Source organism: Methylophaga sp. UBA4204 (genome assembly GCF_002379485.1).
Taxonomy (GTDB): Bacteria; Pseudomonadota; Gammaproteobacteria; order Nitrosococcales; family Methylophagaceae; genus Methylophaga.
On the sequence record NZ_DFTU01000099.1, the window covers coordinates 8,245 to 8,892 of the forward strand.

General features: G+C 46.0%; 2 protein-coding genes. One reads left to right on the forward strand and one right to left on the reverse strand.

What is annotated here, in order from left to right:
- Positions 1 to 156: orotidine 5'-phosphate decarboxylase / HUMPS family protein (locus B3182_RS14855; RefSeq protein WP_292753353.1), on the forward strand; the 156-nt coding region annotated here is incomplete at its 5' end.
- Between the two features lie 63 nt (positions 157 to 219).
- Here B3182_RS14855 and B3182_RS14860 read toward each other — a convergent pair.
- Positions 220 to 648 (reverse strand): methyl-accepting chemotaxis protein (locus B3182_RS14860; RefSeq protein WP_292753341.1); only part of this gene is annotated, 429 nt, incomplete at its 5' end.

Genomic DNA, 648 nt, shown 5'->3' on the forward strand with positions numbered 1-648 from the left:
CGTCCGGCAGGCAGTGCAAAAGGCGATCAACATCGGATCATGACTCCTGCCCAGGCTATTCAGGCTGGCAGCCATTATCTGGTCATAGGTCGTCCGATAACTGCTGCAGCAGATCCAATGCAAAAGCTGATTGAAATTGAAAACGAGTTACGTTAGAGACTCATAAAAAAGCCCGCAGCAAGCGGGCTTTCATTTGTATCAGTATCGTTTTTTAACAAATTAAACTTTAAATTTCCCTGAAGCATCCTGCAATTGAGAAGATAGACTGCTAAGTGTATCAACCGCTTCAGAAGTAGCACGTGCACCATCTGCAGTATGATCAGCAATCTGACTGATATTAACAATACCGCGATTAATATCTTCAGCAACTGAACTTTGTTCATTAGCCGCATTTGAAATCTGCGTGCTCATCTCATCCATGGTAGAAATCATCGCTGTTATAGTATCCAGAGCCGAACCAGCACTGGCAGCTTTTTCGACACTGGTCTTGGCGCTTTCACGACTTTCATTCATGACTTTCACGGCAGCACGAGCACCTTGCTGCAAACGCTCTACCATTTCTTCAATTTCGTGCGTGGATGACTGGGTTCTGGCAGCAAGCGTACGAACCTCATCAGCAACTACCGCAAAGCCTCTGCCATGTTCACC